We start from the raw sequence: 25,275 nt of genomic DNA on the forward strand, positions 1-25,275 counted from the left end.
AAATCATGATAATAGCATAAAATTTGCTAGAGTATTAGGAGTGTGTTTTATCGAAATATTTCTGATGTTTTAATGTTGATGATTGGGTTTCCTGGCATTCCTAGTTTTTGAACTATTGCCCAATTTCAAAATTTACTTTTATGAAATTACTCTCAAGGTATCTTTTATTATTCCTTACTTTATCGAGTCTTTGTTTTCAAAGTTACTCACAAGCTCCTACGCTTGACTCCGACGAGCTATTCAAATTGGCTCGCAATGCTGCATTTGAACAAAAAAACTATCCCCTTGCCGTTTCGTATTGTCAACAGGCTCTCAAAAAAAGTCCTGATTATCAGGATATAAGAGTGTTTTTGGGGAGAATATATATTTGGACAGACAAGACAGATAGCGCCAGAGCCGAGCTTGGACAAGTACTTGCTGCTAATCCCAAAAATAAGGATGCGCTTAGTTCCATGATTGACTTGGAGTATTGGAACGACCATCCCCAAGAGGCGCTCACTATCTGCGAAACAGCCCTAGGATATTATCCAGATGATACCGAGATATTACTTAAAAAGACAAAAGCTTTAAAAGATTTGAAAAAATTTGATGAGGGTCTTTCCATCGTAAATGGCGTAATCAAGCGCGAACCTCAAAACACAGAAGCTCGTACTTTGGCGGGACGTATGCAAGATAATTCGAGGCAGGTGTTTGCAACTTTGTCGTATGATTTTTTCTATTTTGATAAAAATTATAATTCTTCCCTAAACGAACAACCTTGGCACTTGACTAGTATTTCTGTTAGTAGAGGTTCTCAAGTTGGTTCGTTTATTGGGCGCGTTACTCATGCCAAACGCTTTGGTGACGACGGTATCCAGTTTGAAGTTGATGGCTATCCTCGCATCAGCAAGACCTTTTATACTTATGTCAATTTTGGTTATTCGCCTAGTTTGCCTGTATTTCCAACATTTAGAAATGGTTTCTCATTATATGCCAACTTACCCAAAAGCTTTGAAGGGGAGATTGGCTATCGTTATTTAAAATTTTCGGACGAAACATGGATTTATACGGGGTCACTTGGTAAGTACATCGGTAATTATTGGTTCAACCTTCGTGCATTTTTAGTGCCAAGCAATAGCGATATTTCACAGAGTTATACTTTCACTACACGATATTATTTTGGTGGTTCGTTTGATTTCTTCTCTTTAGGAATAGGATCAGGGATTTCGCCCGACGAAAGCCGCAATGTTTTGTTGGAAGGCGGAAGAAAACTCAATACTTTCAAAGTAAACCTTGGTTATAGTAAAGTATTTAAGGAAAAAACAACGCTATCACTCACCGCATCTTGGTTCAATGAAGATTTGAATCAAAGAGTCAACGGTAATCAATTCGATATTGGCATTAGCATTCGCAGAAAGCTTTAGGTAAAATGAAAAAAAATTCTTGGATTAAATTAGTATTGCTCGTAATCATTAGCGCACCGATTTGGATGTGGTTGGCATGGTGTCTAACGCCAAAAAGAAAAATGGTTGTGGCTACCGTCGATAAGACCGTTCTCACGCCTGATGGACAGGAACATATCTCTTTGATTTGGATGCTTAAACATAAGCGTTTCACTAAAACCAGTACCAAGTTGTATCAAATTAGTGATTACTTTGGCTTTTTTCCGAAAGACGACCAAAAGTATCAAGTAAAAGGTTTAGAACGTTTTTCGAATTCGCAGTTGGAGCAACTTAGTAAAGATTCAGATGTAGCATTTTTCACTGACACTTATGGTATTTATCGTCAGGAATGGTTTGCTGGTAAAAGTCAGACCGAACGTTCTGGAATTTTGTATGGAGGAATGTCTGGTCAAGATTTGACTTTGCTTAAAAACATGAAGCAGCAGAAAAAGCTTGTCATGATGGAATTCAACGATATTAATTCGCCTACGGCTCCACATATTCGTGAAGAGTTTGAACACGATTTTGGTGTTCAATGGACGGGTTGGATAGGGCGATATTTTGATTCGCTTGACACAACAGTAAACGTTGAGTTGCCAAAATGGTTGGTTCGCAACTATATCAAGCAAAGAGGTTCGTGGCCATTCAAGAAATCAGGGGTAGCATTTGTATCAGAAAAAGACCAAGTAGTGGTATTAGAAAACGAAACACATCTTTCAAATGAAGTACCCTTCATGGTAAGTACCCAAGAAGGTCAGGAAGAATATGGCTTGCCAGAAAGTATCAAATATCCCTATTGGTTCGATATATTAAAAAACGACCCCAAAATGAATAAGGTAATGTCGTATAATCAGGTATATGCCAATACCCAAGGAACAAAAGAACTCCAACGTTATGGAATTCCATCAAAATTTCCTGCCATAATTATTCACAAAGGCGACGATTATCACTTCAGTTATTTTGCTGGAGACTTTAGTGATAACCCTATCGGAATGTTTTCAACCTACTTTAAGTGGATTGAGTATGTTGTACCCATGTTAGTGCATGACGAATCAGTTTCAGAGCGAAAAAGTTTCTTCTGGGACGTATACAGACCTCTTACAAGCAAAATTTTAGAGGATTACTATAAGGAAAAGGTGTATCCAAAGGCAGAAATTAGGTAACGGTTTGGAAATCTAGCAAAAAAGCAGTAAAGTTATCCTTTGAAAAATGAGGTAAACCTAAATCACGCTAGAGTTACGAGTAAAATGCAAAAAAGAGAAGCACTTAAACTTTCTGAATCGGAAAAAAAGCTGTTACAAGAAACTTCGATGTATCATCCGAAGCCAGAGGTTCGTATGCGTTGTCAGGGGCTTTTGTTGAATGATTTTGGAATGAACCAAAAAAACGTCGCAAAGTTCATGAATATTAGTGAGAATACATTTGTGAATTGGAAAAAAGCATGGTTGTCGGAAGGACTCAATGGTTTGATTAGAAAAGAAGGACAAGGTCGAAAACAAATCATATCACTTGATAATCCTCAGCATTTGGAGGTAATAGAAGAAGCTCTCAAAGACGAATCAATTAATTTGAAAGCTTTACAAAAAAAGCTTTTGCAAGAATTAGATATTTCCGTAAGTATTGATACGGTGAAAAGACTTGTTAAAAATCGATTGGGAAAATAGGAGAGATTCTTAAACAAAAAGGTTCTAAAATATAACGTTTTAGAACCTTTTTGTTTGTTGGCTATTTAAGACGAACTGAGTCGGGTAGTAATTTAGTCCCTTTCAGAATTTTTTCATTTTTCTGCTTGAATATATCGAAGTTAGCTTTTACCGCCGACTGTGCATCTTTTTCTGGACTCAAAGTCATCGACATATTTGGTCCAATTTGATATAAATCTGTCCCATTCAATACATAATCGCCGTAAATGAAGTCAATCATTTGGGCTTTAGTCATCATCAATGGATAAGAGTGTACGTTTCTAAACTGTCTGACGGTATCGATACCCGTACCAATCCAGTTGGTAACCAATGGTTTGGCAACACCATAATTCTTATTCATAAAAGCCGCGATAGTTGGCGCAATATCAAAGTGAGTCGAAATAGATTCAAATTTTACTGAGCGTTTTAATAGTGGCGAATAAATAATCAATGGTACGTGAAAACGGTCAATTTTGGTCGCCATCGGAATTTCTGGCATACGGTGATCACCCGTGATAACGAAAATGGTATTGGCAAAATCTTTACGCTTTTTATATTTCTCAAAAAACTCACGAATAGCTTCATCTGTATATATCACCGTTGATAGCATTTGTGTATAATCTTTAGCATTCTGTTGCTGCGATGGCGTCATTCTAGCCTTTGGACTTTGACTATATTGCAATAGTTTTTGGGTATAAATACTTTGATTATTAATTAAGAATGGACTGTGTGTGGACACTGTCAAGATAACCTGAAAACTTGGCTTGCTGGTCTCATTGGCATTCACATCAAAGTATCGCTTAAATAAGCTTTTGTCGTCATATCCCCAAGTGAATGATGAACTAGATTTAGGTAATTTGAGATATCCTGAGCCTGTAAAAGTTGGTTCGTCATTCACTTGGTCGATACCTTCTTTTTGCAAAAACAGCTTCATGTTGTCAAACTTGCTATCGCCACCATAATAAAATGCAGTATGATAGCCTGCGCGTTTCATAATACCAATCAATGAATTGTTGACAGGCATATTATTACCTAAATCATTGAATCCACTTTTTCCAAAGGGTAGCGAACCTAAAATAGATGGAAGTACCGCAAATGTACGTCCCCCCTCACTCAAGAAATTGCTCCAATACAAACTTTTTTGTGACAACGAATCAATAAACGGGGTGTAGTTACCCAAATAAGCACCTTCACCCGTAAAAGCCCTACCAAGGCCTTCTACCAACAGAAATACGATATTAGGTTTTTGAGGAGATTTATTAAAGAAATTGCCCAATACATCTTGCGTTGAATCGATTCTCAAGAAAGGATAATTGTTCTCATCTAAATAATTTACCTTCAAAATTTCGTTATTTCCACCAAGTAAAGCACCCCCAATCCCTAAGTAACTATCTGCATAAATATCAACTTCGTCGTCGCTAGCAACAAAATAATCATACGATGAATTAGAAAAATAGAGGGACTTGTTATAAGTTAGATAGTTGTCAAACTCATTACTGAATTGATGACTTGGTATTTGTAGTTCTGCATCAAAGTAATACACAACAAAGGCAAGTGCCCAAATCACTAAAGGAAGAATAAAACGATGTATTGGAGCTTTTTTGGTTAATGTTTGAAAAAGTAAAAATTGTAAAGATACTATCACAATCATTCCAATAATGCCGAGTACAGGTACACCTGCTGCTCCTACAGTTTGTTTAATATCATCCAGCGAATAGCTGTATAAATCGGCGCCAAGTGGTACTAGGGATGTCATAAAATATTGCATCAAAGACAGATGCAATAGCGTTAAGACTGAAATAATTACCCAAGTAATAATTTTGGCAATATTGGGAGATATAAATAGTAGTGCTTGATGGATTAGTCCTAAAAAGACAATAGATTTTGAAAAATATATGAAATCATACAATGAGCCTCTAGCCCATAAAAAAATGAGTGCGTCATCAATATTTTGAGTCGTACTACCGTAAATCAATTCGATAAGACGGATAATAAAAATGGTAAGAAACCAGCCAAGGGCTAAGTTTCCAAACTGGTTTAACCCAGCCTTCTGAAGGTCAAGAAAAGTTCTTTTTTCTAGTGATTCGCTCATGCTTAAATATAATTCTATCAAAAAAATGTAATCAAAACTTTATGCTACAAATAAAATACCGAAATTCGAGTAAAACCTATTTGGAATGATTTTTGCGTTGATAATTTTAATTCTTCGTTAATTACAGTAGTCAAATATAAGTTTTTTGATTTTCTTTGTGAAATAGCTGAAGGTGCTGTTCGATTTTTATGATAAAAAAAGTAACGCTCCGCCAATTTTAGCGTATTATTTTTATCCGTGTTTTATTTGTGATGTTTGATTAAAATGAGCTTAGAATCCTTTCCTTTTCATCCTAGTTTCGACAAAGAGTACATTGCAGAGTTATTTGACAACGAGGCTTCATATTTTCTCGAAATAATGGAGTACTTTTTTAACAACATTCCTACAGAAATGTCTGAATTGAATGAGACCTTTGCCAGTGGTGACAAACTAGGTTTTGCCAAAAAACTGCATAAGATGAGTTCAATGTTGGGATGTGTCGGGCAAATTGAATTTAGCCAGCTTTGCAAAGAGGTCGAAAAAACCTTTCTACAAACCCAAGAATTTATTATTCCTCAACAAAAGATGATTGAGGATCTTCAAGAGCTTTTACTTCATATTCAAAACGACTATGACAAGATCAAAATGCTTACTGATGAAGCCCAGTAAATGAAGGTAAAATTCAATAAAACTATTATTCGGTAACCGATAAAATAAATATTAACCCTAGTTTCACGATACTTAGGGGGTATTAGACCCAATTTTGAATAATCATGAAAATTCTAATTGCTGAGGATGAATCACTGTTGTTAAAATTACTTGTTGATAAATTTAATAGAGAGAGCTTTGAAGTGACAGGTTGTCAAAATGGCTTAGACGCTATTGATTTATACGATGAGGTTCAACCTGATATTGTCATAACTGATTTACAAATGCCGTTTTCGGGTGGATATGAGCTCATTTTTCATATCCGTAAAACTCGTGACGCTCAAACTCCAATTATAGTACTTTCAAGTACGAATGTAGAGGATAAAATCGTTTCTTCTTTGGAACTTGGTGCAAATGATTTTGTTGAAAAACCCTTTCGTTTCAATGAGTTAATCATTCGTGTTAAACGACTTCTAGGAACTTCCGTCTAGGTATTTCCTAGTAAGTTTGATTATATTTATTGCCCTTTCTCTCAAAATTTATGAACAATATACCCGCTCATATTCAGCGACTTATATTTATTATATTAGTCATTGCTACAATCTTATTGATTGTGGATTTGGTTATTATAATAAGCATATTGAGTGAAAAAATAAGTGCCAAAAGAAACGCAAAAAGAAGGTCAGAAATACGAGAAAAAATACAGCAATATATAACAGCTTGGCTCATGGAAGAAGACTTGAATATTCAAGAATTCATGAGCAAGGAAATTGCCAACTACTTTTCGAATATCCAACTGAAATTCAAATTGTTTAGAGAAATTCTCTACGAGGAAATATTCAATGCCAATAAAGTTTTGTTGGGCGATGATCAAAAAAAGATAAAAGAGTTATATACCTTTTTTGGTTTTGAGCAAAAAATTAAAAAGGAATTCTTTCGATATAAATGGTATAAGCTTGTCAATGCGACCAACGACCTTTTAGCGATCAAGGCTTTGGAAAATTCGACTATGTTTACTGAATTATTAGATCATCCTAACCAATTTGTACGTTTGGTGGCAATCAAGGCCGAAATATCAATGGGGGGAGATCAAGTAGATATTCTATCAGAAATTCATTTTCCACTTTCAGATTGGGAAATGTACGAAATTATCAGTTTTTTGAAGAGAAGCCAGTTTAAGCAAATCCCAAATTTAAGTAAATTGATTAATCACGAATCTATTACGCTTAAAATATTGGGATTGAAGCTCGCCAATATTTTTCAAGAACTTGATTTGGACATGGATGCGGCTTCGTTTGTAGTACACCCCAATCCAAAAGTAAGGACTGCTATCATCGAGTATCTTGCAGAGTGTGGTGGAAACGAGTACTTGAATGAATTAAAGCGAAGATTTGCTACTGAAGAAGAACCTGTGAAAATCGCAATTCTAAAATATGTATCCTTGCACGGAACCGACGATGATGTTCCATTTATATTCAACAAATTGAAAGATGCGTATCCAGCTATTCGAGTAAAAGCTGCCGAAACGCTTCAAAACATGAATTCTAATAGTATGTCATTTTTATCGTACCTTGAGTCAAACGGTGATAAATCAGACCAGAAATTGGCTATTCATGTGTTAAATAAATTTTAATCGGATGCTAACATTCTTCTCTTACTTTATACAATTTGGTTTGTTTTTGTACTGTATGATGATTTTTACATCTTACATTCTCATGAGCGTTCGGTCATGGAAAGTACTGAAGCATCACAAACAAGCAAATCTCAATATTGATTTTAACGCTTTTCGTCAAAACCCTTATCTTCCTTCTATTTCAGTTGTAGCACCTGCGTATAATGAAGGAGTCACCATTGTTGAGAATATTCGCTCCTTATTATCACTGGGTTACAATAATTTAACTTTGATTATTGTCAACGACGGTAGTAAAGATGATACCCTTGAAAAAGCGATTAAATTTTACGATTTAGAGAAGGTTGATTATTACTTCGAATACCGTTTGCCTTGTAATGAAATCAAAGCGATTTATAAATCAAAGAATAAAGCTTTTAAAAAACTTATTGTAGTTGACAAGGCTAATGGCGGTAAAGCCGATGCCCTCAATGCAGGAATCAATGTTTCCTATTCTGACTATTTTGCCTGCGTTGATGTTGACTGTTTATTGGAAGAGAATGCTTTTGAACACTTGATTTACCCTGTTATTAATAGCCACAAAGAGGTTGTCGCAGTAGGAGGAATTGTTTGGCTTAATAACGACGCTGAGGTATATCATGGTCACATGGTGAAGTTGCAAATTCCCAATAAATTTCTACCAAGAATTCAACTGATAGAATATTTTAGAGCTTTCCTTTTAGGACGTACAGCCTGGAGCTCCATCAATGGGCTTTTACTTATTTCAGGAGCATTTGGTATTTTTCATCGTGAACGTGTGATTGAAGTTGGAGGCTATAATAAGAAAACGGTTGGAGAGGATATGGAGCTGGTGATTCGCTTACATAAGCTCATGCTCAATAATAAAATACCTTACGAAGTTGCATACGTTCCTACGCCACTTTGTTGGACAGAAGCCCCCGTGACGAAAACCATTTTATCTCGCCAAAGAAATAGATGGGCGCGAGGAACGGCTGAATGTTTGATGCTTCACAGAGATATGATTGGACGCAAAAAGTATGGTATAATTGGTATGTTGAGTTTTCCATACTGGTTAATCGCCGAATGGTTTGGACCATTTATCGAAGCTTTCGGTCTGATTTTCACCTTGGTGATGATTCTATTGGGCTATATTAATATATACTTTTTTGTAGCTATGCTCGGGTTGGTATTTTCCATGTCATTATTCTTTTCGATATTGGCTATTCAGGCTCAAGAGACATTTTTTAACCGTTATTCCGAACCAAAAGAAATAGGTCGTTTATTTATTACCGCTGTTTTAGAGCCGTTTATTTATCACCCTCTCACAGTATATTGGGCTATAAAAGGCAACTATGATTTGTTTTTCAAGAAAACTCACTCTTGGGGCGAAATGACTCGTACAGGTTATGCTCCGGCGACTGCTCCCAAGAAACCATAACAAGAACTAAGCACTGATTAAGGGGTTGAATATGGCTTTATAAGCTATTATTCAACCCCTTATCTTTTATATTCTTGATAGGATTCTATAAATTTGCAGTAGAAGCAAATACCTTAACCCATGAAAACGTATCAAGAAGAAATAGAAGAACAAGAAAACAAACAAGCGGCCTTCTGGTGGACGCTTGGGGTCGGTGCTATTCTATTCTACCTCTCGTTAAAAGTGTCTGTTTGGAATAGAACTTCGAAAACAGTAACCCATGAAACACCTAAAATTTCATTTGCTACGAATGAATTAGAAGAAGCTCCCTTCAAAAACATCATTGAACATAACAAAAAAATAAAAGAAGCATCGGGTCCTGCAGCACCAAATAGGGAGAATCGTAATGCATCAGGAGCAGAAACATCCTATGCTAAACCAAGTCCTTATAAAGCTCCTAAAGCAAAATTACCAAGCTCTACTGCTGACCAAAAAGGCTATAGTCCCGAACCTAAAGCTTTTATGCCAGATTATGGTGCCTCAAAGGGGGAAGGCCTTGAAAACGGCCTAGACCGCTTTTATTTGGCTCAGAAACCTCTGTTGACAGATAAATCAAGTGAGGTTGGCAAAATTATATTTAAAATCACTGTGAATGAAGTAGGACAAATTAAGAGCATTCGTGTTAAATATAGCAATCTAACGGAAGCTACTACCAACATTTACAAAAAAGATATAGAATATGGAGCAGTATTTCGGCCTCATCATATTAAAGGGACATCTATTGCAGAGAAATCTTCTGGGTTGATGACTGTTCATGTAAATGTGAGAGGTAGTGCTCAATATATTTTATGATATTCATAAAATATATTCATCAACTAACTATAGTTTTATTAGTTTAAATAAAATATGTATTTTTACCATTCTGTATATGTGTCTTTGATAGACTCTACACGTATCAAGAATGTATCCTATAATAAATTAATTTGTATTGTGCTCAAGTTGACCTTGTGATGGCACTTCTATAAAACTATAAATCTGCAAGCCCTAAGTAGTAAGTTTCGTCTATCGCCAATAGCGAAACACTGTAAATTTCTGAATACCAGACAGCCATAACCTATTCCGAGTGGGTTGGGCAAAAGGGGTCTTTGTTCACTTACAAAGATATTGTTGGGTACATTACCTCAATTTTTACGTAACAAACTACTTATGAAAATACCACTCTTACCAAGTAACGAATCTGAGCGACTAGAGGCACTAAAGAGTTATTATATTCTCGATACTTTACCAGAAAGAGATTATGACTCTATTACCCAAATTGCGCAAGAGATTTGTCAAACTCCGATAAGCCTTATCAGTTTAATCGATAAGGATAGACAGTGGTTTAAGTCTGCTAAAGGAATCGACATAGCCGAAACACCCAGAGATACATCCTTTTGTGGACATACGATTTTGAACCCCTATGAGCCTTTTATTATTGAAAATACCTTAGAAGATGATCGGTTCTATGACAACCCATTCGTCACTAGCGAGCCTGGGGTACAATTTTATGCGGGTATTCCACTAGTAACTTCTAAGGGATACGCACTAGGTACACTTTGTGTAATCGATAACAAGCCTCGTTCGTTAGCTGATGATCAAATTGAGGCCTTGAAAGCTTTAGCAAATCAAGTGACGAATCAATTTGAGCTTCGAAAAAAAACAATTCAATTAGAGAAGATTAAGGAAGATTTAGAAATAAAAAACCAAGAATTAGAGCAAGCAAAACTACGTCTGGAGGACGCCCTCAAGGCAAAATCGGTGTTCTTATCGATGATGAGTCATGAAATTAGAACTCCTTTGCATTCGATTCTTGGGAATATACATTTGCTTTTAGAAGAGCAACCTCGCAAAGAGCAGGAAGCTCCATTAAAAGTATTGAAGTTTACTGGAGAAACACTTTTATCTATCATTAACGATATTCTCGATTACAGTAAGCTGGAAGCGCAAAAAGTACAAATTGAGCAAATACCATTCAACTTGGCTGATTTGCTCAACAATATTGTAGAAATAAATTGGCATCGTTCGAAAGAAAAAGGGAATACAATACAACTAGATTTGGATGCCAATATCCCAGCATTTTTGGAAGGTGATCCAACTCGCTTGGTCCAAGTAATTAATAATTTGGTATCCAATGCTGTCAAGTTTACCAAAAATGGCCAAATTACAATAAGAGCAAAGGTCGAAAACAAAACTCATAACCATGTAGATGTCAAGTTTGAGGTAATAGATAATGGCATTGGTATTTCGGAAGAATCTTTACCTAAGATATTTGATGAATTTGCTCAAGCGTCTATTATCACTACACGCCAGTTTGGTGGTACTGGTCTTGGACTTGCTATTATCAAAAAGATATTGTTACTGTTTAATAGCGAAATACATGTTGAAAGTAAACTCAATCAAGGTTCAAATTTCTATTTTACAGTTGGTTTCAATATTGCTCAAAATCAAACTTATACTACCAAGGAATTAACAGATTTTGATTTTAATGGGTATAATATTCTAGCGGTAGATGACAATGAAATCAACCTTAAAATTATTGCTAGAAATTTACTTAAGAAGGGAATCAAAGTGGATACATGTGCCTCTCCATATGAGGCTCTAAAACTCGTTGGAGCAGAGAAATCGTACGATTTAGCGATTATCGATTTGCAAATGCCAGAGCTAAACGGATTTGAACTGACCAAAGAAATTCGCAAAATAGATCCTAACTTGACCATTATAGCAAGTTCGGCCGATAATAATGCCGAAACCATCAAAGAAGCTTTTGCAATAGGAATGAACGATTATCTATTGAAACCGCATACAGCAGATGAGTTATATTTGTTACTGGCCAAACATCTTAGATACCAAAATGACCATATAATCAATACATAGTTGTATCTTTGCTAAAATTCATATATTTAACGAAATTCGTATTGTTAATTACGAATTTCGTTAACTTCTACAGAATAAATCTTATTTTCTCCCATTAAGCACCGTTCTGCGATATAGTAGGTAATATTTTTTCTTTACTATTGTATGCCAACTTTAAGACAAATCGTCTACCCGTAACTCTATTAAAGTCCCTGTTTCAGAGACTTATCAATAAAAAATATACTTCTTTTTACTCTATGTTAATCATATAGTAAATCCTTTCCACTACTGATAAATTTCCTAAAAGGACCACAATTGAATTTTTGATTTGAGTAAAACCACACTGTGTTATGAGAGCGATCCGAGAGCCTTGGAATCGGGAAGGATATTATGATATCCCTAACTTTTGGGCATGGGATTTGACGAGCAATACATTTTCTATTTCAGATAATGTGAATGCGATTTTATCACTGCCTTCCCAAACAATTAATAATTTGGATACATTGAAGAGCCGTTTATTTTCGATAGACACTAAATGGTTAGATTTCAATATAGTAAAGGAGTTAACAAAAAATGAAAACTATTTTGAGCAAAAAATAAGACTTTATAATGCTGAGGGGAATTTTCAATTTTTTCAAATTAACGGGTATGTTGAGCTAAGAGATGCGCTCAACTATGCTGCATTGGTGAAAGGAACTTTTACGCATATTTCGTACTTGGTAGAACACCCTGAAAAATTACCACAACCTCCCGTTCACAAAACAGAATTTGAACTTATAATCAAAGGAATCGAGGCTGGTATATGGGATTGGGATTTGCAGTATGATACACTTTGGTGGTCGAGTAAATTTTATGAATTATTAGGCTATCAGGATGGAGAAGTTAATACATCATTCAATGCTTTTTTCAACTCGCTTTTACATCAGGACGATAGAAGAAAAGTCGAGAAACTCCTCGAAGAGCATCTTTATCAAAGGAAGCCTTACAAGACCGAAATTAGATTGCTTTGTCGATCTGGAGAATATAAATGGTTCCAAACTTCGGGACAAGCACTATGGAACTCAGAGGGGAAACCGATCAAAATGGCAGGTTCTATCATTGATATAACTGAAACTGTCAACCATAGAAGTGCTTTGTTAAAGAATGAATTTCTGTTGAATGAGTCAGCCAAGTTGGCACGAATTGGAGCTTGGGAAGTTGACCTCATTACTCAGGAAGTATATTGGTCAGAGAGCACAAAAGCTATCTATGAATATCCTTCGAATTTAAAAACGCCTAGTCTGCCAGAAGCATTATTGTATTATCCCGAGGCTTCGAGAGATATTTTTAGTAAAGCATTTAATGAGTCTATCGCACTAGGAAAATCTTTTGATATCAGCTGTGAGTTTTTAACCTACGCGCAAAATAAAATTTGGGTAAGGGTTATAGGAAGTCCACTATTCGATATTCAAGGTACTATTATCGGCGTTCGTGGAGTAATCAAGAATATCGATGAAGAGAAACAAAAAGAACTTTTTTTACAAGATTCTTTAAAAATCATTCATGAACAAAACAGGAAATTGGTAAATTTTGCCCATATTGTGTCACATAATCTAAGGTCACATACTGGCAACTTAGAAATGGTAAGTAATTTCATTGAAGAATGCGACACCGAGTACGAGCAAAGGCTTTTATTGGATAATGTTAAGCAAATATCTAAGCAGCTCAGCGAAACGATCGCTCAACTCAATGAAGTATTGGTAACACAGTCACAAGTTCAACAACCGAAAGTTAGAATTTGCTTTGATGATATATTGACGAAAGTCAAAAGTATGATTCAAAGCGAGCTAGTTCTCAGTGGAGCACATATCAAAAGCAACTTTACACGCTGCGAGAGTGTCTACTACATACCAGCCTATTTGGAAAGCATTCTGATTAATCTTCTTTCCAATGCAATTCAGTTTCGGAAACCCGCAATGTGCCCAGAGATTACTCTTTCTTCTTGGATTGAAAACAATAAAATCATATTACAAATTGAGGACAACGGCATGGGTATTGACCTCGAGAAGTATAAATACAAACTTTTTGGTATGCATCATACCTTTCATAAACACACCAGTGGCAAAGGTTTTGGGTTATTTTTAATCAAAAATCAATTGGATTTGATGGGTAGTAAAATTGAAGTCGAAAGTCAAGAAAATATTGGTACAACATTTAAGATTACATTTTAATGAAGCCTGTAGAAACTATTTGTGTCATAGATGACGACAACATCTATGGATTTTGGGTAAAAAAATTATTGGTCTCCAAGAACTTTTGTAAAAGCTTAAGCATTTTCGAAAATGGTTTGGCAGGTTTCAACTATTTCAATGAATTAGTCGTAGGAGAGGGCGTAATTCCAGATTTGATATTACTGGATATCAATATGCCTGTAATGGATGGATGGGAGTTTTTGGAAGAGTTTTCTAAAATCAAAAATAAATTTGAGAAAGAGATCCCGATATATGTCGTGAGTTCGTCGATCAACCCAGCCGATATAGAGCGAGCCAAAGGGTTTGAAGAAGTAAGCGGATTTATTACAAAGCCCCTTACGTTCGACAATTTGAAACAAATCAAGTTATTCCAAGATTAAATTGAGAAAAGGGTATTTTTAGCGAAATACCCTTTTTCTTTGTAAAATAGTTCTATATTTAAAAAGCCAAAAACCTACCATTGAATTTAGTACGAATAAGCAATCTTAATCTTGAATAATATGCTCAATAGTGCACAAAGACCTACCAACGAAATCAAGCATTTCGTCCTAAGCTCCTATTTTGGAGATGGACTTCGTATCACCTTTGGGGTTCTTTTTCCTAGTCTTTTCATGCTCGAATTTGATAAGATCAATATCGGCATGACGATTTCCTTGGGTGCCTTGTGTGCGAGTGTCGTGGATTCACCCGGTCCAATCGTACATCGACGTAACGCCATGCTTACCACTACAGGCATTGTTTCGCTAGTAGCCTTATTAGTAGGGTTTGCCAATCTTTCGATCCCGATCTTGGGATTAATGATTACAGGATTTAGCTTTTTATTCTCTATGTTTTATGTCTATGGACTTCGTGCAGCCGCTATTGGTACGGCAGCGCTATTGGTCATGACATTGAGTATTGGAGATATTCGCCCGCTTCATGAAATCATGATGCACCCTGTTTATATCCTAATAGGGGGGCTTTGGTATACAGCCCTTAGTTTGTCATTGTACAGAATAATGCCCTATCGCATTGCACAACAATCTTTAGGAGATTCTATTGTGGAAGTGGCAAAGTTTATGAAAATTAAAGCGGCTTTTTATCGTGAAGGAGTCGATTATGACGAAAACTATAAAAAGCTTATTGAAACACAAATCAGTGTAAATGAAAAGCAAGATGCGACACGAGAAATGCTTTTTAAAACTCGCGAAATAGTTCGAGAATCAACACAAGAGGGACGTTTTTTGGTCGTAGTTTTTGTGGATATTATTGATTTGTTTGAGCAAATCATGTCAACCTTTTACAATTACCAACACCTTCATAAACAGTTTGATAGCGTCGGTATTCTCAAAAAGTATGAGGATATTCTAACACTTTTGGCAGATGAATTAGAAAAGATTGGCTATGACCTCAAGATGGGTACAACTCCACATCTTTCGCCAATCATTCCACGAAAGCTTCAAGAACTACATCTTGCTGTATTGGATTTGGAAGAACACGCCGAAGAACATGGATTTACAGCACTGAGTATTGGCGCTTTGAAAAACATTGAAGTCAACATCAAGAATATCTTTGCGAGATTAAAAAAGATTGTCGGGAATTTTAAAAATAGGAAGAAAAAGACGCTTAATACCAGTGATTTAGCTACAGACCAATTTATTTCTCACCAAGAATTTGAACCTAAAATCTTTAGAGAGAACCTTACCTTTGATTCCGAAATTTTTAGACACTCTTTACGTGTGGCGCTAGTGATGCTGGTTGGCTTTATCATTGCACAATCTTTTGAGTTTTTGCATAGCAATTGGATTTTGCTCACGATTATGGTAATTATGAAACCAGCTTTTAGCCTAACTAAGGAGCGTAATTACCATCGTTTAATCGGAACTATTGTTGGTGCAATTTTCGGTTTGTTGATTCTGTCCTATCAACATAACAAAAATGTGTTGTTCGCCATTTTGTTACTTTGTATGCTTGGTGCGTATAGTTTTCAGCGGAAAAACTATGTGGTAAGTGTTTTGTTTATGACACCATTTATACTCATTCTTTATAATTTTTTAGGAATGGGAAATATTTCGATATTGGAAGAAAGAGTCATGGATACTTTTATTGGTGGGGGGATATCCTTTATTGCGAGTTATTTTCTATTTCCAACTTGGGAAAAAGAAAAGCTACAGAAAGTACTAATAGATATGTTGGAGGCTAATTTAGAATATTTTAGACAAGTAAGAGGCTTATATCTGGGTAATGAGTTTCATTATTTGCCTTACAAATTAGCTCGCAAAGATGTCTATGTAAAAACGGCCAACTTGGCATCGGCATTTCAAAGGATGTTTTCTGAACCTAAAAGTAAGCAAACGAGTATTAAAGAAGTTCATAAATTTTCAGTATTGAATCACCTTTTTGCCTCTTATACTGCCACTCTTGGGCTTTATGTGACCGAACATTTTGACCAAATTCCAGATTTTCATAATCTACAAATGGTAGGGGATAACACCGAAAAAATATTAGCATTAGGCATAAAAACGCTTCAGGGAGAAGAGGTCGATTTGACAGAAATTCAATTAGTGCAACTCAAAAATACGGTTCGAGATGATGAAGAAACGATCTTACTTATCCCTGAACAATATATCAATCTTCAGAAAGCGGCCTTAGATATTTTGAAGATTACCACAAAAATTAAATTGTAGAAAAGTAACGGCATAGATTTTGTAAAACGTACAGCGTAAATATGTTTGACGACCTATTACGTATTGAAATTTGATTGGTGTCAGAACATATCTAACGCTGTTATAGGAATCCTCACTTCGGTGGGGATTTTTTATTTTAATACGACTCATTAAAAACATTTTATCGGAAGAATATCAAATCATACTTAGAAAGTCCCTAAAAATCAAGGTATTTTAAACATAGATTACCTCAAAATGAAAATTTGTTCACATTAGAAAAAGCAGATAGACAGCATAAAATGTAATCATACTTTTGTGGCCTCAACAAAACACATACACGTTTATGCTCACGTTTACTACGTCAAAAAATTTCTCAAACCTTGTCAAACACTTACAGACTTTCCTTATTTTTTCTGTATTGTTTATCTCATTTAATTCATTTTCACAAGGTACGGATGCAACGATTTTAGGAAAAATCACTGATGAAAGTGGCGAAATTATGCCCGGTGTTTCAGTGAAGGTTCGCAACGAATCGACAGGTTTTCAAACCGGAACGGTTACCAATGCACAAGGGGAGTTTCAACTTCAACAATTGCCACTTGGTAAACCTTACTCGGTTACAATTTCATTTGTGGGATATCAAACTACAAAATTCACAGATTATGTTTTGAACCAAGGCGATAAATTGAGAGTTAATGCTCAATTAAAGCAAAGTAATACAGAACTGAAAGAAGTTGTAGTAAGCGCCAATTTTGTCAACAAAGAAACCGAACGTGCTGGAGCAGCTATCGCTGTGACCTCTCTTCAGATGAAGCAATTGCCTATGGAAGGACGAAACTTTACGGCTCTAACGGCATTGTCTCCATTACAAGGTAAAAATGGCAGTTTTGGTGGTCAACGAAGTTCTTCGACCAACGTAACGATGGATGGTGTAAATGCTCGTAATATGTACACCAACGGCGCAATCGGTAATGGACCTTATACCATTTCACAAGAAGCAATTCGTGAGTATCAGGTTTCAACCAATAACTACGACGTCACACAGGGTCGTCAAGGGGGTGGTTCGGTAAATGCTGTTACCAAAAATGGTACAAACAAAACAGAAGGTTCTGCCTTTTTCTTCCAACGTGCCAATCAAGCTACTTTTTTAGGAAACAAGCTTTTCCCTTTGGCTAGTGAGTACAATATCAATGGAACTCCTCGTACTACAGTTTTTGATCAAAAGCAATATGGATTCTCTTTAGGTGGAGCGCTTGTGAAAGATAAACTTCACTACTTCGTAGCTTATGACCGCCAGACAGAAACGATTCCTTATCAGATTGCACCAGTTTATAACCAAACGCAAGAACAAAATTTTGGGATTACGAAAGAAAACTTAGATAAATTAATCGAGGTTGCAAGGGCAAAATATGGTATGAAGAGTACCCAACAGTATGGCGATTTCTCTAGACAAACAGAAGCTAACGCACTTTTTGTTCGTTTGGATTGGCAGATTAATGATAAAAACAAACTTACTTTCCGTAATAACCTTACTACTTGGCTGAGTCCAAATTCTTCATCAGATAACTCGAATATTAACTTACTCGAAAGTTGGATTGGCTTTAAGTCTCAAGAAAATAGCTCATTAGTTTCGTTACGTTCATCGTTGAGTCCAGACATCACCAACGAATTGAAAGTGCAATATCAAACAGTTGCGCGTGATTATATCGTAAATGATGATTTGCCAAGTGCCAATATTCCTAGAGCAATTATTACAGTACGTTCTGTAATTCCAACGGCTAGTAATCCGAGTGCGACACAAACTAGAACCGTACAGTTTGGTGGACAACGTTTTGGTACTGAAACAACAAGAGATAAAACGATCCAATTAGCCAATACGACCTATTTGCGCAAGGGTGCCTTCAACTACAAATTCGGTACTGACAATATGTTGACGTTTTTGAATTCAACAATTGTAAACGAAATGAACGGTCGCTTTTTCTTCAATAGCTTACAAGATTTCATCGACCAAAAACCAAGTCGTTATGCGAGAGAAGTTCCATTGGTAAATCCAGCTGTTAAACAATCATTGCTTGACTTAGCACTATTTGCTCAAGTTGATTTTAACCCAACACCAAATTTGAGTGCCATGCTTGGTTTGCGTTATGATGCCACAATTTTTTTCCGTCAAGGCGATGCTAATCCTAAGACCGAAACAAGTTTAGGTATCAAAACAAACAATACTTTAGCTGATTATAACAATATCCAACCTCGTTTCCAATTGACATGGGACGTAAAAGGTCGCCAAAAAGATATTGTTAAGTTGGGTGGTGGTATTTTCTCGGCACAACCAGTTTCGTACCTGCAATTGAACAATATCCAAAACAGTGGAACAATGGTAGGCTCAATCGACATTTCAGGTGCTGGTGTACCATTCCCAGATTTTGTTTCGTATCGCAACAATCCTGCTACTACTCCAGGCATTCCTGCGGGAGCAAGTTATGTATCTACAATCAACGCAGTAAGCAAGGATTTCCAAGTACCTTCTATTTACAAAATGAACCTTTCGTACAATAGATTTTTCAACGAAAGATTTAGAGCTGGGGTAAACTTACTTTGGTCAAAAACTGTCAACAACTATGTATATTATGACCGAAACATTGTTGACGAGCCTTATTTCAGATTGAGTAACGAAGCTAACCGTGGTGTTTACGTTCCTGCTAATACTATTCCTGCCAATGGCTCAACAGACTGGACTCAAGGTAGAAAAGATAAAAACCTTGGTCGTGTGTTAGAATTAGAGTCGACAGGTGTATTAGACCAATACGCTATTGTGTTGGATGCTAGTATGAAAATCGGCCAAGATGGCTATTTATCAATTAGTTACACCAAAAATGACACAAAAGATAATACCTCTTTCAACTGTTGTGTAGCTAACACTTCGACCTTCAGACCAGTTGTAGACGACCCTCGTGACCAAACAGTTTCATACTCTGATGACCAATTTTCAGACAAATTAGTGATTTCGGCGGCTACTCCAAGCGTAAAAGGATTCCAATTAGGTGCTATCCTAAATGGTGTTGGAGGTACTCGCTACTCTTTCATGGTAGGTGGTAATAAAAGTTTGAATGGTGACTTCGTATTAACAAATGACTTAGCTTTTGTATTTGACCCAAATAACCCAAGCGTTCCAGAACCAATCAGAAAAGGTATTCAAGGATTATTGGATAATCCCGAGGTTACAGAAAGTGTTAAAAACTATATCAGACAAAACATTGGTAAAGTAGCAGAGCGTAATGGTGGTGTAAATCCATTTTACTACACGGTTGATTTACGTTTAACAAAAGATATAAAAATTCTTAGTAGAACACTTTCAGTATCTGCCGACTGCTTCAACTTCATGAACCTTTTGGATAAAACTCAAGGTGTAAGTTATAACCATGGTAATATCAACTTGGTAACGATGACTGGTTTTGATCAGACAACTAAAAACTATACCTACACTGTGGAAAGTGGCGCTGGTCGTAAGCAATCAACCGCAGGTGGAACTCCTTGGCGTATTCAACTTGGTTTAAGATACGCATTCTAGTGGGTGTGAATTGTGAACTCATCATATCTTACCAAGTTGTCAATTTGACTTTAAGATTAAAATTCTGATAATTAGATATTTATAATCACAATTCATCATTCACAATTCAGCACTCATACTCCTTAAGGCTGTTAGGGCATGTTTATACTCTAACAGCCTTCTTTCAAAATCCTACCTTTAAATATTCAAAAATGAAAAAAGCTATTTTTCTAATGTTATTGTTGACCACGGTTTCGATAACATTTGCCCAAAAATCAAAGTATGTTGTTGTTATTAGTATTGACGGTTTTCGTCCAGACTTTTATCGTCAGGCTGAGTGGCCTACGCCAAACCTTCATGAAATGGCTCAACACGGTGCCTCTTCGGATGGTGTAAGAGGTGTATTTCCGACTGTTACTTATCCTTCGCACACTACGATTGTAACAGGAGTTTTACCAAACAAACACAGAATTTTTCATAATACTCCATTTGAGCCAACTGGACAAACTGGTCGTTGGAACTGGGAAAACAACCTGATTAAATCAGAAACAATCTGGGATGCAGCGCATAAAAAAGGTTTAAAAACAGCCTCTATTCACTGGCCTGTAACAGTGGGTACACAAACCGTAGATTATAATATTCCAGAAACTGAAATTGAAAAAAATGTAGCTGACCCATTAATTCAAATGCGCAAATTTGCCAAACCACAAGGGTTGTTTGAAGAAATTGAGCGTGAAGCAACGGGTAAACTAACTGCCAAAGCGATGGATAGCGATTACTTGACAATGGATGAAAATATTGCTCGTATGGCGGCTTATGTATTAGAAAAATACAAACCTAATTTGACGACTGTACATATTTTCAACCTAGACCATTTTGAACATAAAGAAGGTCGTAATGGTCCAAGTGTCATGAGAGCTATCGCAGGTGCTGACCGTGCTGTAGGTAAAATTATGGAAGCTACCGAACGTGCTGGTATCAAGGATAGTACTACATTTTTGATTGTTGGTGATCATGGATTTGTGGATATTCATGCACAACTTTCACCTAATACATGGCTTGTAAAAGCTGGTTTGATGGAAAAGAAGAAGGATAGAGGAAATTGGAAAGCCACTTTCCATCCACAAGGCGGAATGGCATTTTTGTATTTGAAAGATAAAAATGACCAGCAAACACTTAAGCAGGTTCAGCAAATCTTGACAGATTTGCCAGCTAGCACTAAAAAGTTATTTGAGATAGTAAAGCCAGAAGATTACCAAGCTATTGGCGCTGACCCAGAAGCAGCTCTTGCACTGACAGCCAAACAAGGATTTTCGTTCTCAGATTCTTTTGAAGAACCATTCCTAAAACCAGCCAAAGGCGGAACACATGGCTATTTCCCTAATTTCAAAGAAATAGAAACAGGATTCATCGCTTACGGCGCTGATATAAAATCTGATGTGGTAATTCCAACGATGGGACTCGAAGATATTGCGCCAATTGTGGCAAAATTGTTGGGACTATCAATGACCAACCTTGACGGTGTTTTGTATCCAAGTGTAGTAAAATAAGTTTTAAGAAAAAATGCAAAGGCACTGAAACATAAAATGATTGTTTTAGCACCTTTGCATTTTTACAAGATTGTTTTTTAACAAAAAATCCTATCTATCCATGTTTTAGCAAGTTCAATAAATCATCTTTGGTCATTCCTTGCAACATATCTTGGTCAGTTTTGATAAGCTCATTCGCCAAATGTTGTTTATTAGCCTGCAATGTCATCATTTTTTCTTCAATGGTATCTGGACAAATCAAACGAACAGCCACCACATTTTTTTGCTGTCCTATCCGATACACTCGGTCAATCGCCTGATTTTCTACGGCAGGATTCCACCAAGGATCTATCAAATATACATAGTCGGCTTGGGTAAGATTAAGCCCTATTCCACCAGCCTTTAAGCTTATCAGAAATACCCTAATTTGGTCATCATTCTGAAATTGCTCCACCACCTTTGAGCGATTTGTGGTTTGTCCTGTCAGATAACTAAAAGGGATATCTCGGAGTTGCAATTCTTTCTTAACCAACTCCAACATTTCTACAAACTGTGAAAAAACCAATATTTTATGCTTCGGAGATTTGTTTTCTATTTCTTCAATCAAAACTTGCAATTTGGCCGATTCATGACCATAAAACTCCTCATCACTCAACAAAGCAGGCGAATTGCATATCTGGCGGAGTTTGGTCAAACCTTGTAAAATATGTAATCTTTCCTTCGGAATATCCCCTTCTTTTTTTGTATTCAAATAATCCCAAAACTCTCGCTCATAAGCTTCATAAACCCTTCTTTGCTCAGTGCTCATTTCACAGTAAAGTACCATTTCAGTTTTTTCGGGAAGTTCTTTGGCTACCTGTTGTTTGGTTCTTCGAAGGACAAAAGGCTTGATTTTTTGTTGTAGTTCTTGAGCTCTTGGCAAGTCTTTAAACTTATCAATAGGCATGGAATAGTATTCTTTGAAAAACCGCTTTGTTCCCAAAAGTCCTGGACAAGCAAAAGAAAACTGCGCATAAATATCGAAGGTATTATTCTCAATGGGCGTTCCTGTCATCACCAAACGATGTCGACTTTGCAACATACAAACAGCCTTATATCGCTGTGATTCAGGGTTCTTAATAGCCTGAGACTCATCCAAAACAATATAATTAAACAGGTATTTTCGTAAAAACTTTACATCAGACAAAAGTGTATGATAGGTCGTAATAACAACATCGTATTCCTCAAAACCAAGTGTATTTTCAGGACGATTTGGTCCGTGCATGACTAGCACCTTTAAAGTAGGCGCAAACTTTTCAATTTCTTTTAACCAGTTAAAAATCAAAGTAGTAGGCACAACCACCAAATTTGTTTTGAGGATGCTTTTTTCTTTTTGCCATAAAAATAAGGCTAATACCTGAAGCGTTTTGCCCAAACCCATATCGTCGGCTAAAACGCCTCCTAAACTCAACTGATTCAAATAAGCCAGCCAATTCAAACCCTCAGATTGATAACTCCGCAACTGAGCATGAAGTGAAGAGGTAACTTGGATAGGCTCTATCTTGTCAAGATTTTCAATCTTATCTTTAAAGTCTTTACTTAAAGCTTTGAGTTCTTGCGTCAACATTTCGGCATCAAAAAGTTCTTCAAGACTTCCCAAACGGGATTGTGGAACTCGTAAAGTTTCTTCGACTATTTCCCCAGCTTGAAAATATTCCGCAAATTTTGAAACCCATGACTCAGGCAAAATACCCAACGAGCCATCGTCGAGAGTAACATATTTTTCCTTGTTTTTAATTGTTTTCTGTAGGTGCTTCAACGAAACTCTCTGTTTCCCAAACTGAATTTTAATGGTCGTATCAAACCAATTCATCCCCGAATTAACCACCACACTCACATTAGCCTTATGCGCGTTTAATCTACTTTTCTTAAATTCATTAAATCCTAGAATTTTGATTTGATGTTCTCGCCAAACCTCAAAGGCATCCAAAAACCATTCATTTTCTAAAAATCTTTTTCGGTGTAAATAAAAACTCTCCTGATGTAATTGTTCCTCAAAATCAGGATGTTGACGAATCAATATTCCTAAAAATCGTTGCTCTTCTGGTTCATTGCGTGGTAATGTAAAAGGTTTGCCTTTTCGGTCAATGGCATAAAGTTGTTTTTTGGACAAAACAGGAATTTCTACTTCGCCATAAACCATCGTTGGCGTCAGCAAGATATAGTCCTCATATTCAGATAAATAAATCATCTTAACCAAAGCTTGATTGAGATTTACCTCTTGAATTTGCTCAGGGCTTGCTGGTTTTAAATAGGAATATTTGACACGAACATGTCTTTCAAGCGGATCAAGAATCTCTTTTTGAAACTCCGTATATTTTGATTCATGTAAGACGAGGTAATAATTATGTCTTCTAAAAAAGGCAATTACTTTGAGAAAATGAAGATTATCTACCAAATACATCGTTTGATGAATTTGAATAAAATAGCCAAATTTTAAAGTCAAGTCTTGCAGAGGATATACCTGTCCATTTACTTGAAGGTATACCTTTATTTCATACATCTCATTTTGCTGAAAGACCTCCAACTGTAGCTCGATGGGAAGCGTACTCAATTGCACAGGCACAATCGACTGTGAGGCAATATTGACAGAAGTTTTATGATTATGATAAAAAATCGGTAAAGCCAAAGGATTTTTGACAAGTGCTTTCAAACTAGCTAAATCCTCTTCGGGAGGCGTCTGCTCATAATTATGCTGAAAGCGAGCCACAGCCATAAAAAACTTCAATACGTCGGGTTGGTCAATTTGCCAAATTTTATCAAGAGGTGCTCGTGAAATCAGCGGATTTTTAGGTTTTCCCTCCTTGGTAAAATCCGCTTGATATAGCTCTAAATGAAAATGATCAAAATATTTATGTAGTTTAAAAACTACAATCAGATTTTCTTGCCCTTGTGTATTGGACAAATGTTGCCAATGATTTGCCGACAGCAATTGGTCTTGCAATACCACTTTTGTGTCGTTGGTAAAAGCAAAAAGGGCAGGATTTTTGGGTAGAATATATGTTTGTTTTTCCTGATAATGTAAGCGAAAATACTTCATCAAATCAGGTTCAGCTTCCAAACCATAATCATACGCTTTGGCTCGTATTTTTCTAAACCTCAATGCTTCATCAAAAAAATCAGTAAGTCTTGATGCTTATGTACATTGTGCAAAGCCTGCGCCTGATGATCACACATTTTGAGTTTAGAACTCCCACAATTACAATGCGTTTGCAAGGAATCTCCCACCATGTTGACTTGTATCAAATAACCCATCGGATGTTCAAATACAACCCAATTAATTTCGATATGACCAACTGGTAAATCAAAAAAGCCCCTGATACTTGTATCAGGGACAGATTCGCTATGTTGAATTATCAAAATTTCGTTGAGGAGATGGATACTAAAAGCAGGAATCGTATAAACATTTCGAGGGTCATTCGCAAAAGCCGAACGGTGTACTGAATTCATCACAAAGTCTGTTGGATTGAGCTACATAGATACAGTTTTTTTGTGAAAATCGCAAAGCAACACCTATCTCAAC

At 36.3% G+C, this 25,275-nt stretch carries 17 protein-coding genes; 14 read left to right on the forward strand and 3 right to left on the reverse strand.

From position 1 onward, the window contains the following. Positions 1-140 precede the first annotated feature (140 nt). From BWI92_RS25345 to BWI92_RS25355, 3 genes are all read left to right on the forward strand, one after another. A complete protein-coding gene (locus BWI92_RS25345; RefSeq protein WP_095168215.1) occupies positions 141-1,403 on the forward strand; it encodes a YaiO family outer membrane beta-barrel protein in 1,263 nt (420 codons plus the stop codon). A gap of 5 nt (positions 1,404-1,408) precedes the next feature. Continuing rightward, complete coding sequence (locus BWI92_RS25350; RefSeq protein WP_095168218.1) at positions 1,409-2,584, forward strand: hypothetical protein; 1,176 nt, start codon at positions 1,409-1,411, stop codon at positions 2,582-2,584. A gap of 84 nt (positions 2,585-2,668) precedes the next feature. Further along, complete coding sequence (locus BWI92_RS25355; RefSeq protein ID WP_095168220.1) at positions 2,669-3,085, forward strand: helix-turn-helix domain-containing protein; 417 nt, start codon at positions 2,669-2,671, stop codon at positions 3,083-3,085. 61 nt (positions 3,086-3,146) lie between these two features. Here the strand turns inward: BWI92_RS25355 and BWI92_RS25360 are convergent, their stop codons facing one another. Next, positions 3,147-5,195 carry an LTA synthase family protein gene (locus BWI92_RS25360; RefSeq protein WP_095168222.1) on the reverse strand — a complete coding sequence of 683 codons (2,049 nt, stop codon included), beginning with the start codon at positions 5,193-5,195 and terminating at the stop codon, positions 3,147-3,149. 390 nt (positions 5,196-5,585) lie between these two features. Here BWI92_RS25360 and BWI92_RS25365 point away from each other — a divergent pair, with 390 nt between their 5' ends. From BWI92_RS25365 to BWI92_RS25415, 11 genes are all read left to right on the forward strand, one after another. Further along, positions 5,586-5,843, forward strand: coding sequence for a hypothetical protein (locus tag BWI92_RS25365; RefSeq protein ID WP_166577375.1), 258 nt, complete (start codon positions 5,586-5,588; stop codon positions 5,841-5,843). Between the two features lie 104 nt (positions 5,844-5,947). After that, entirely contained in the window at positions 5,948-6,313 is a 366-nt protein-coding gene (locus BWI92_RS25370; RefSeq protein ID WP_095168227.1) for a response regulator transcription factor, read from the forward strand. Positions 6,314-6,363: 50 nt separating this feature from the next. After that, positions 6,364-7,455, forward strand: coding sequence for a HEAT repeat domain-containing protein (locus BWI92_RS25375; RefSeq protein WP_095168229.1), 1,092 nt, complete (start codon positions 6,364-6,366; stop codon positions 7,453-7,455). 82 nt (positions 7,456-7,537) lie between these two features. After that, entirely contained in the window at positions 7,538-8,890 is a 1,353-nt protein-coding gene (locus BWI92_RS25380; RefSeq protein WP_205749570.1) for a glycosyltransferase family 2 protein, read from the forward strand. A 120-nt stretch (positions 8,891-9,010) separates the two neighbouring features. Then, on the forward strand, positions 9,011-9,721 hold the full coding sequence (locus BWI92_RS25385; RefSeq protein ID WP_095168234.1) for a hypothetical protein: 711 nt from the start codon (positions 9,011-9,013) through the stop codon (positions 9,719-9,721). A gap of 354 nt (positions 9,722-10,075) precedes the next feature. Then, positions 10,076-11,782, forward strand: a complete 1,707-nt coding sequence (locus BWI92_RS25390) for a GAF domain-containing hybrid sensor histidine kinase/response regulator (RefSeq protein ID WP_141234930.1) — start codon at positions 10,076-10,078, stop codon at positions 11,780-11,782. A gap of 329 nt (positions 11,783-12,111) precedes the next feature. Further along, positions 12,112-13,971: a PAS domain-containing protein gene (locus tag BWI92_RS25395; protein WP_095168239.1), complete on the forward strand. Its 1,860-nt coding sequence runs from the start codon at positions 12,112-12,114 to the stop codon at positions 13,969-13,971. After that, positions 13,971-14,372: a response regulator gene (locus tag BWI92_RS25400; RefSeq protein ID WP_095168241.1), complete on the forward strand. Its 402-nt coding sequence runs from the start codon at positions 13,971-13,973 to the stop codon at positions 14,370-14,372. Before BWI92_RS25395 ends, BWI92_RS25400 begins: the two co-directional genes overlap by 1 nt. Before the next feature lie 120 nt (positions 14,373-14,492). Next, positions 14,493-16,658, forward strand: coding sequence for an FUSC family membrane protein (locus tag BWI92_RS25405; protein ID WP_095168243.1), 2,166 nt, complete (start codon positions 14,493-14,495; stop codon positions 16,656-16,658). A 322-nt stretch (positions 16,659-16,980) separates the two neighbouring features. After that, complete coding sequence (locus BWI92_RS25410; protein WP_095168245.1) at positions 16,981-20,205, forward strand: carboxypeptidase-like regulatory domain-containing protein; 3,225 nt, start codon at positions 16,981-16,983, stop codon at positions 20,203-20,205. 191 nt (positions 20,206-20,396) lie between these two features. Continuing rightward, positions 20,397-21,734 (forward strand): alkaline phosphatase family protein, encoded by a 1,338-nt coding sequence (locus BWI92_RS25415; protein WP_095168248.1) that lies wholly within the window; start codon positions 20,397-20,399, stop codon positions 21,732-21,734. A 94-nt stretch (positions 21,735-21,828) separates the two neighbouring features. Here the strand turns inward: BWI92_RS25415 and BWI92_RS25420 are convergent, their stop codons facing one another. Then, positions 21,829-24,855, reverse strand: coding sequence for a DEAD/DEAH box helicase (locus tag BWI92_RS25420; protein ID WP_095168250.1), 3,027 nt, complete (start codon positions 24,853-24,855; stop codon positions 21,829-21,831). Further along, complete coding sequence (locus tag BWI92_RS25425) at positions 24,852-25,205, reverse strand: hypothetical protein (protein WP_141234931.1); 354 nt, start codon at positions 25,203-25,205, stop codon at positions 24,852-24,854. Before BWI92_RS25425 ends, BWI92_RS25420 begins: the two co-directional genes overlap by 4 nt. Positions 25,206-25,275: the final 70 nt, after the last annotated feature.

The organism is Flectobacillus sp. BAB-3569, from assembly GCF_002270355.1.
Classification (GTDB): Bacteria; Bacteroidota; Bacteroidia; order Cytophagales; family Spirosomataceae; genus Flectobacillus; species Flectobacillus roseus.